Here is a 9521-nt window from a genome sequence, read left to right as displayed (position 1 = left end):
TATATTTTTGGTAAATATTCTTCAGGCCATTTTCTAATTCCTGGAATCTTTGAGCCATCACTTGGGTGTGCCCCAACAATTTGAATATTAGGATTCTGTTCTTTTAAATAGCGAGAAGTTCCCATGATGGTACCTGTAGTTCCCATTGCTGAAACAAAATGCGTAACGCTTCCTTTTGTGTCTCTCCAAATTTCTGGTCCGGTTGTTTTATAATGAGCTCTCCAGTTGTCCTTGTTGGCAAATTGGTTTAACATGATATAACCACCTTCGGCAACTTTTTTATCAGCATAATCTCTAGATCCAATGATTCCCTCAGAGGCTGGAGTTAAAATAACTTTGGCTCCATAGGCTCTCATGGTTTGAGTTCTTTCTTTTGTTGAGTTTTCAGGTAGAACCAATTCAATTTGAATTCCTAGAATTTGGGCTATCATTGCAAGTGCAATACCTGTGTTTCCACTGGTAGCTTCAATTAGAATATCATCTTTTTTAATTACTCCTTTTTCTAGAGCAGAAGCAATCATATTGTAAGCAGCTCTGTCCTTTACACTTCCTCCAGGATTATTACCTTCTAATTTTAAAAGAAGTTGAACGTTTTTATTTTTTACTAAATTTTGACTTATTACTAAAGGAGTATTTCCAATTAAATCAACAAGTTTTTTAGGATTCATAGTGAGATTTTAATGAATTAACGGTCTTCTTTTTCTTTTATTTTGACATCGGTTGTAGTGGTGTTCAAAACAATAGAGTTTTCTGGGGTAGAACGTGTCACCCATGAGTTACCTCCAACAATACTGTTTTTCCCGATAATGGTTTCACCCCCTAAAATAGTTGCATTTGCATAAATGCATACATTTTCTTCTACAGTAGGATGTCTTTTTGCATTTTTCATGTCTTTACTAACGCTTAATGCACCTAAGGTAACACCTTGGTAGACTTTTACGTATTTGTGGATATGAGCCGTTTCTCCAATAACAATACCCGTGGCATGATCAATAAAAAATGGTGAATCAATTTCTGCACCAGCATGAATATCTGTTCCAGTGATTCTATGTGCATATTCACTCATTAACCTTGAGAATAATGGCATGTTTAAAAGATATAGTTCATGACTTAATCTATAAATGGCAATGGCATAAAATCCAGGATATGCAAGGTATACTTCTTGTAAATCATTTGATGCTGGATCATTTTCTAAAATGAAATTCGCATCTTGATTTAATTTTTCTAGAACATTTGGCAAGCTCGCTAAAAATTTATCCCAAATAGAATTGCAAAGGTCCTCAGGTTTTTTGCAAGCAACCACGGAAATCTGTTTGAATAAAACTTCAAGTTCGTCTATACTTTTATGCAAGTCTGCACTCGTGTCAAACAGCGTATAGAATAATTTTTCGGTAAAAGTTTCTGTTTTTGTTTTGATACCGTAATTGATAGCGGTATGATTCTTTAAAGAATCAATATTTTTGATAATCAGATCTTTTGTCATGATTACTGATGTTAAATGTTAATTTAATAATTTAAATGCAAGTCAATTTAGAAACAGCAACAACAATCACACGACAAATCTGAGGTGTGAAAAAATCTTAAAGTATGTGTTCGTTGTATTAACATCTTTTTTGTCTAAAGTAGACTTCAAAAGTACTAAAGTAAAACTTAGCATTCAAGTCGTTGTAACACCAATTTTCTTACAATAAAAAAGCCTTACTGAATTAGTAAGGCTTATATTTAGTGTTGTTCCTGTTTGATTCCATATTCTGTTTCGGGTTCGGCTAGTTTTTTTAGATAACTATTTGTTAAGCCAGCTTTACCAGAGGAGCAGTAAATTCCAATATATCCTCCTTGAAACAGTGAGTCAACAAGAGTCAATCTTACAATTCCGTTGATAGAAAGTTCGATATAAGTACCGTAGGCAATCAAAGAAAAAGTAACACTTTTGTTTTCGCTTCTTTCAAATTGATTTATTTGTAAGTTTTTAAAGATAAAATTATTTGCAATGTCTTGATCATTGTGCCCCCATTGCCTGATTTGTACAAACCCATTTAAATAGTCAAAAGAAATATAGTATCCGTTTCCGTTTTCGTCAGAATTAAAAACCAATCCACATTTTCCTAAATTGTAAAGATGCAATTCACCCTCCCAAATAAAATTTCTAAAAGGGTTTTTACAACCAAATAATTCATAGCCACTTTTAGTACTAACGATTCTTTCTTCAAGAGTTTCAATAATAACACTTGTGGGGTTGCCTAACAGCGCTTCCGTTTTATTGAAACCTGTTTGGGGTATAATTTTAGTCACTTTTTCTTCCCATCGATAGAATGATTTTAATTTAAGTCGACCTTTTTCATCAGCAACGATTTCTTTTGGAGGAGTGATAATTCTAAAGGTATCGACGCTTTTTCCTGCAAAATAAAAGGCATATACCAATAAATGATCTCCGTCCTTAACAACTCTTCCGGCATAATTCCCTTTCGGAAGGAGGACATTGCTGTTAAAAGAAGCATAGGTTCCTTTAAATTTATCAGAAAACCAATATCGGATTTTTAAATCTTCCCTTATAGAACCTATCAAATAGTAAATGCCATTAATTGTAAAAGCACAGGGGCATTCCACATCGTCATATACCATGGGGGAAAACAGCTGCTTTTTTAATTTGAATGTTTGGTCTTCAAGTGTTGCAAGTCCAATGCAGCCTCTTCTAGAGACAAAGCCTTCTGGCCCTCTAGCACAGATTAACAAATGTGTTTTATCATTATCTCTAAATAAAAAGGGGTCTCTAAAGCTTAACCATTGTCTTGGGTTGTTTGTCTCTGAACATTCGTAATAAGGAGCATCGGAGCCAATGGGTTCAAAAGAAGTATCTTTTTCCCAATGAATTAAATCAGATGATTTTGCTTTTCCGATTTTTTGAATATCTCCTTGATCTTCTCTTTTAAGTCCTGTATAGTACATCACAAAATAATCTTGTTCTTGCGAAACATGCATGGTCCAAAGCATATCATCATCCCATTCTCCAGGATGACCAACAAAAAGTGCATTTTTATTTCTTTTCCAGTTGATTCCATCCTCAGATGTGGCATGAGCGATATAATCATGGTTGGGGATAATAAGATGAAATAAATGGTATTTACCATTATGGATAAATACATCTATATCACCAATTTCCCATTTGCTAAATCCTCCTCCTGAATACATAATTATAAAACTTTATAGTGTCTTAATCCTTCTAAAACTCCTTCCGCTGCAATTCCTTTAGAGGCGTAATTGTTTTGAAGATGGAGCAAAGGAATAAGTTCTTTACTGTGATTTTTTACAATGATTGATTTTACCAAAGGCATAAACATATCGCTATCGTTACCAGAATCCCCAGCGGTATAAGTAGATTTTTTGGGAATATTCCATTTTCTACACACATATTTTACGGAGTTTCCTTTGGAAGCTCTTCTAGGAATGATGTCTAAAAATTGATCTTGTGACGCGATGATATTTACCAAGTGATAGATGTCTCCTAGGGCATCTTTAATTTCAGTTAAATTGAAATCTTCTTTTATGTAATCGTATGAGATTTTATAAATATTTTGAGACCCAAGGTCAGCTTGTAATTTAAGCCATTTGATAGAGCTTAAAGCCTTGTAGATTTCGTTGCGTTTCCATCTTCCTCCAATAAATTTATGCCATTTTTTATCCAGGTGAAAACTATCTTGATAAGGATAGTAAATTTCTGTTCCAACGGAAGAAATGACAATATCTGGAGTAGGAACATCATATTCCTTTAAGAACTCAATAGTTTTAGTTAAGTTTCTACCAGAAGCAAGTGCAAAAGCTACATTTTTTGGTCTTTTGTTTAGTTGAAATAAAAGTTTTTCTAAGCCTGGGTTATTCGTTTCGGGATGCAATAATGTTCCATCTATATCACATACGATTAATTTTTCTATGTTCTGTTTAAGTCTTAATTGTATAGGGATTCCTGTAGCATCATAATTTTTACTAGACGATGCTTTTAAATTTTCACAAATTCTTTTTAAGTAAGTTTCTACATGACTTTCCCAATTGTAGATTTTTCTTACGTTGGAGATACCGTTTTCAGAATGGTTTCTCCAGATGTCATTATTTGTAAGGGTTTTTATCAAAGCTGAGCTAATTTCATCTGCGTTCAGTGGATTTACAAGAATTCCATTGCTACAGTTAGGGATGATCTCTGAAGGGCCACCAAATTTAGTTGCAACAACAGGTAAGCCTGAACTTGCTGCTTCAATAATAGTGAGGCCAAAATTTTCATACAGAGTTAAGCTAGCAAAGACTCCTTTTTTTTCTGCGCAATAAGAATAAATAGTAGCAATTTCATTTTCTACATCGTGTTTTTTAGGAATTGCAAGTTTTCCATAAAGGTCATATTTGTCCATTAAAAGTAGAATCTCGGTCAGTACGGATTTTTCTTTATCCGGCATTTCGTTGATGTCTTGCCTAATTCCGGCAAAAATCACAAGATTTGCTAGGCTCTGAAGCTCTTTGTTTTTACCATAAACTTCTATAAGAGTTCTTAGGTTTTTATGACGGTCTGGTCTAGAAATCGCAACAATAACTGGTTTATGAGGGTTTGATAAAAATTTTTCTATTTTTTCTCCTACCCAATGATGTCTTTTGCTATTCTCGTTTTCATCTTTGTGACAATAATAAGGTTCAAATTTATCGATATTTATTCCAGGCGGAATTATTTGAAATTTTGCCTGTTGATGGTTTTTATATTGTTCATAAGATTGAATTTCTTGATGCGTAGATGTAATTATAAATTCGGAATTTTCTAAAACTAATTCTTCTGCATCAATTCTTTTTTTGAAGTTGAATTTTTTCTCAAGTTCCTCTTCGCATTGTCCTTTTTCTAAAAGTTTTATTTTTTTATGCAATCCTAACGAATGACCAGTATGGCAAAAAGGAATATTTAATATTTTGGATAATTCCACAGCCGCATATCCCGCATCGCCATAATGACTGTGAATCCAATCAGGTAAAATTTCATTTTTTTTCATATGAGCAATAGTACCTGAGACAAAATCGTCTAAAAAATCCCATAAGTATTCCTTTGGTTGGTACTTTTTACCAGCAAAGGGAATTCGATGTATTTCTAATTTAGAATTGATTCTTTCTTTTGGAATAGAATAACATTTAGACACTTCTGGGTCGTCTATGAGTCGTGTGAAAATGTGAACTGATTTAACTTTGGGGTGTTTTGATAGGTGCATGGCTAGATCATAAACATATCTAGTTTGACCGCCGTTGTCGGCATCTCTACCTATTTCAAGATTTTCACCTCGAACAAGGCCATGTACATTCATCAACGCAATACGTAATTTCATAGCAATATGGTTTAAGTATTATAGTTATATAGAAAAAATGTAAGCTGTAAACTTTTAGTTACCTTATTATATTACGTTTTTTTTAGGGTTTATCCAAATTTATTGCTTGTAATGAGAGGTTTAGTAAACAGATGGTTCGGTTTTAAACAAAAAAAAGCCTTACTAAATTAGTAAGGCTTTTTGTATGGTTTTTTATAAATTATGCTTTGATTTCACATCTTTCCATTAGAATATGTAAATCTTCATCATTGATTTCTTTCTTTGTATCTGCAAATTTTAAGAACTCAGGGTATGTAGCATCCAATTGAAGTTTTGTCAACTCATATCCATTGTTTTTTAATCTGTACGCTAAAGCAGCTCTACCGCTTCTTGCTGTTAAAACAATTGAAGATTCTGTTACTCCAACATCAGCTGGATCCATAATCTCATATGTTTCTCTGTTTTTGATAACACCATCTTGGTGGATACCAGAACTATGAGCAAAGGCATTATCACCGACAACAGCTTTATTTGGTTGAACAACCATTCCCATGCTTTCTTGAACCAATTGACTGATACCAAACAGCATTTGTGTATTCACATTTGTGTCAAGATCCAAATAAGGGTGTTGCTTCATAATCATAACAACCTCTTCTAAAGCAGTATTTCCAGCTCTTTCTCCAATACCATTGATGGTACATTCAATCTGTCTAGCACCATTAACGATACCTGCGATAGAATTAGCAGTTGCCAATCCTAAATCATTATGGCAATGACATGATAAAATTACATTTTCAATACCTTTTACATTTTCTTTAAGGTATTTTATTTTTGCACCGTATTCTTCAGGCAAACAATATCCTGTAGTGTCGGGTATATTTAATACTGTAGCACCTGATTTAATTACAGCTTCACAAACACGAGCTAAATACTCATTGTCTGTTCTACCAGCATCCTCTGCATAAAATTCAATATCTTCAACAAATCCTTTGGCATATTTCACAGCTGCTTGAGCTCTTTCAATAATTTTTTCTGGAGTTGTGTTGAATTTATATTTTATATGAGATTCAGAAGTACCAATCCCTGTATGGATTCTTGGTCTTTTTGCTAACTTAAGTGCTTCAGCAGCAACTTTAATGTCGTTTTCATGTGCTCTAGTAAGTCCACAAACCGTAGCGTTTTTTACAATTCTAGAAATTTCTTCAACTGATTTAAAATCACCAGGACTTGAAACAGGGAAACCAGCTTCAATGATATCAACTCCTAATAAATCTAACTGCTCTGCAATAACTAATTTTTGCGAAGTATTCAGTTTACATCCAGGTACTTGCTCACCATCTCTTAGGGTTGTGTCAAAAATTTGAACATGATTATCACTCATCTTTCCTTGTATTTGTGTTTTAACTATACTTCAAAAATAACGTATATATTGCCTTTTTTATTACGATATCTACAATGATTACTGTATTCAATTGTTTCTAAGAACGAGTTAATGAACTGTAAATCAATAATTAAGGTGTTTTCTTTTTACAATGGCTAATTGAAAAATTGGCAAACCAAAATTGACTGGTTTTTGGTCTGTTTTAGAGTAGGTGGATTTCTTATTTTAGAATAAATAGGATTTGTTTTTAGTTTGTTTATATAAATAACAGGGATTTTAGTAGAATTTGACAAGTGGATTTCTATTTGTATGAGTTTTTCAGAAAAATGTAAAAAATGTAGTAAGTTTGTTTTTCTAGTTAGGAAATTATAAACTTTCATTATGCCACAGGATCAAAAAGATTCTCTTTTTTTATTAATCAAGTCTTTGTCGAAATCAGAGAAGAGGCAGTTTAAACTGTATGCAGGGAGATTAGGTGGAAACGCTGAAGCTAATTTTATGGCGCTTTTTAGTGTTATGGATAAAATGGAAGTCTATGATGAGCAATTGATATTGAAGAAAACGAATATCAAGAAACAGCAAATTTCAAATTCAAAAGCACATTTATACAAGCAAATTTTAATTAGTTTGCGTTTGAGTCCGATTCATCAAAATGCTAGAACGCAAATTAGAGAGCAGTTGGATTTTGCTACAATATTATACAATAAAGGTTTGTATAAACAGAGTTTGAAAATTTTGGATAAAACCAAAAATGTAGCCATTAGCAAAGAAGAATATACCTTAGCTTATGAATTGGTTGAGCTGGAAAAAGTTATAGAGTCGCAGTATATTACGAGATCTATGAGTGATCGCGCAGATATATTGTCTGTTGAAGCTAAAAATATAAGTGCAAAAAATGTGGTGGTTTCAAAGCTTTCCAATTTATCGTTGCAATTATATAGTTGGTTTTTAAAATATGGCTACGTTAGAAACGATAATGACTTTAAGATTGTAAACGATTACTACGAAGCTCGTTTGCCAAATTTTGTTTTTTCAGAACAAGGTTTTACTGGTAAAATGTTTTTGTTTCAAGCAAAGTTGTGGTATGCTTTTATCATTCAAGACTTTTTGTCTTGTTACAGGTATTCTCAAAAATTAGTTGCGTTGTTTGATGAATATCCGGATATGAAACAGTTGCATCCGGTGTTTTATTTGAAAGCGGTAAATTATTCTTTAGAATCTCTTTTCTATTTGCAGCAGACATATAAATTTAATGAAACCTTAATTTCATTGGAAGATTCCATTGAATATAGAAGGTTTTTTGTCAACGAAAACACCTTGTTATTGGCCAATTTATATCTGTATCAACATAAAATAAATCTTTATTATTTAGAAGGGGAATTTGAAAAAGGAACTCAATTTGTACCCGATGTTTTAAGTCAGATCAAAGCTTTTGGTAAAAAGATAGATGCACATCACGTGATGTTATTTTATTATAAAATAGGATGTATGTATTTTGGTGCTGGGGATTATGATAATTGTATTATTTATCTAAATAAAATTATACAAAATAAGGATCTAAAAATGCGTGAAGACCTGCTTTGTTATACAAGAGTGTTGGACTTGGTTGCGCATTATGAATCTGGACAAGACCAAAATATTGACGAACTGATCAAGTCTACCTATAAGTTTTTACTAAAAATGGATAACTTGTATGAGGTTCAGAAAAAAATGATCAAATTCTTAAGAAATCTGACTTCTTTGTATCCAAATGAATTGAAAGATGCCTTCAAGAAACTACATAAAGAACTGAAGGAATTTGAAGACCATCCTTATGAAAAGAGGGCATTTTTGTATTTAGATATTATTTCTTGGTTGGAATCAAATATTGAAGGAATTCCGGTGGAAGAGGTAGTGAAAAGAAAAATGCGTTCTAGAGTATAGAAGTTCATGTCACAGCAGCAAAAATATTTTTATCTAGTTAAATTTCAATATCTAGGATTTCGTTATCATGGTTGGCAAGTGCAACCTAATGTGAAAACGGTACAGAAGATGGTTGAAAAAACACTGTCATTCGTTTTTAAACATTCAAATTTTAAAGTTTTGGGAGCTAGCAGGACAGATATGATGGTGTCTGCTCAACAGTCTGCTTTTGAGCTGTTTGTTTATGAAAAATTAGAGGAAGCTGTATTGACCCAGAAGCTAAATAAAAGTCTGCCAAACGACATAAGAATTATTGAAATTTCTGAAGTAGATGCTAGTTTTAATATTATTCAAAATTCTTCTACAAAAAAATACAGTTATTTATTTTCGAGTAGTGAAAAGATACATCCCTTTTGTGCTCCATTTATGTTAGGTGTTTTAGAAGAGTTAGATATTGAACTGATGCAGAAAGGAGCAAAACTTTTTGAGGGACTTCATAATTTTCAGCGATATGCATATAAACCTTCAGAACATACCGTTTTTGAAAGAGAAATTATTTCTTGTGAAATTATTGAGAACACAACGCTTGTGGCTAATTTTTTTCCTAAAAAAACATTTATGCTAAAAGTCGAAGGAGCTGGTTTTATGCGTTATCAAATTAGATTGATGATGGGCGTTTTGTTTCAGTTAGGAAAAGGTTTGGTGGATATCGAATTTATCAAAGATACTCTTGCGAATCCTTCCTCGGATACTTTAAAAGAATTGGCACCTTCATCGGGATTGACCTTAGATTCTATCACTTTTGATTAAAGCATTTTTGTTTTGAAAATTTATTTTTAAATCTTGAATTTCAATAATTATATGCAGATATTTGCACATCGTTAAAGAAAAGGGTGATTTTTACGAAAATT

7 protein-coding genes are annotated in these 9521 nt (G+C 32.6%); 2 read left to right on the top strand and 5 right to left on the bottom strand.

Annotation, left to right across the window (positions count from 1 at the left end; all coding sequences use genetic code 11):
* The 5 genes from P8H68_RS07585 to P8H68_RS07565 all read right to left on the bottom strand — a co-directional run.
* On the bottom strand, positions 1 to 668 hold a 668-nt coding region (locus P8H68_RS07585; RefSeq protein ID WP_300323048.1), incomplete at its 3' end, for a pyridoxal-phosphate dependent enzyme.
* Between the two features lie 17 nt (positions 669 to 685).
* Positions 686 to 1483: a serine O-acetyltransferase EpsC gene (gene epsC, locus P8H68_RS07580; RefSeq protein WP_300323046.1), complete on the bottom strand. Its 798-nt coding sequence runs from the start codon at positions 1481 to 1483 to the stop codon at positions 686 to 688.
* Positions 1484 to 1722: 239 nt separating this feature from the next.
* Positions 1723 to 3189 carry a glycosyl hydrolase family 32 gene (locus P8H68_RS07575; protein ID WP_300323043.1) on the bottom strand — a complete coding sequence of 489 codons (1467 nt, stop codon included), beginning with the start codon at positions 3187 to 3189 and terminating at the stop codon, positions 1723 to 1725.
* Between the two features lie 2 nt (positions 3190 to 3191).
* Positions 3192 to 5354, bottom strand: a complete 2163-nt coding sequence (locus tag P8H68_RS07570; RefSeq protein ID WP_300323053.1) for an HAD-IIB family hydrolase — start codon at positions 5352 to 5354, stop codon at positions 3192 to 3194.
* Positions 5355 to 5547: 193 nt separating this feature from the next.
* The gene (locus P8H68_RS07565) at positions 5548 to 6708 is read right to left on the bottom strand and encodes a 2-isopropylmalate synthase (RefSeq protein ID WP_300323041.1); all 1161 of its coding nucleotides are present in this window, start codon (positions 6706 to 6708) and stop codon (positions 5548 to 5550) included.
* A gap of 381 nt (positions 6709 to 7089) precedes the next feature.
* Between P8H68_RS07565 and P8H68_RS07560 the strand changes: the two genes are divergently transcribed.
* Entirely contained in the window at positions 7090 to 8631 is a 1542-nt protein-coding gene (locus tag P8H68_RS07560; protein ID WP_300323039.1) for a hypothetical protein, read from the top strand.
* 6 nt (positions 8632 to 8637) lie between these two features.
* Entirely contained in the window at positions 8638 to 9420 is a 783-nt protein-coding gene (truA, locus tag P8H68_RS07555; RefSeq protein WP_300323037.1) for a tRNA pseudouridine(38-40) synthase TruA, read from the top strand.
* Positions 9421 to 9521: the final 101 nt, after the last annotated feature.

Origin of the sequence: Flavicella sp., from assembly GCF_029238425.1 — a bacterium.
Lineage (GTDB): Bacteria > Bacteroidota > Bacteroidia > Flavobacteriales > Flavobacteriaceae > Flavicella.
This window is presented reverse-complemented; position numbering and strand designations above follow the sequence as displayed.

Coding starts and splice junctions, on each gene's coding strand:
- epsC (WP_300323046.1), bottom strand. CDS start 1,483: ATGACAAAAGATCTGATTATCAAAAATATTGATTCTTTAAAGAATCAT.
- P8H68_RS07575 (WP_300323043.1), bottom strand. CDS start 3,189: ATGTATTCAGGAGGAGGATTTAGCAAATGGGAAATTGGTGATATAGAT.
- P8H68_RS07565 (WP_300323041.1), bottom strand. CDS start 6,708: ATGAGTGATAATCATGTTCAAATTTTTGACACAACCCTAAGAGATGGT.
- P8H68_RS07560 (WP_300323039.1), top strand. CDS start 7,090: ATGCCACAGGATCAAAAAGATTCTCTTTTTTTATTAATCAAGTCTTTG.
- truA (WP_300323037.1), top strand. CDS start 8,638: ATGTCACAGCAGCAAAAATATTTTTATCTAGTTAAATTTCAATATCTA.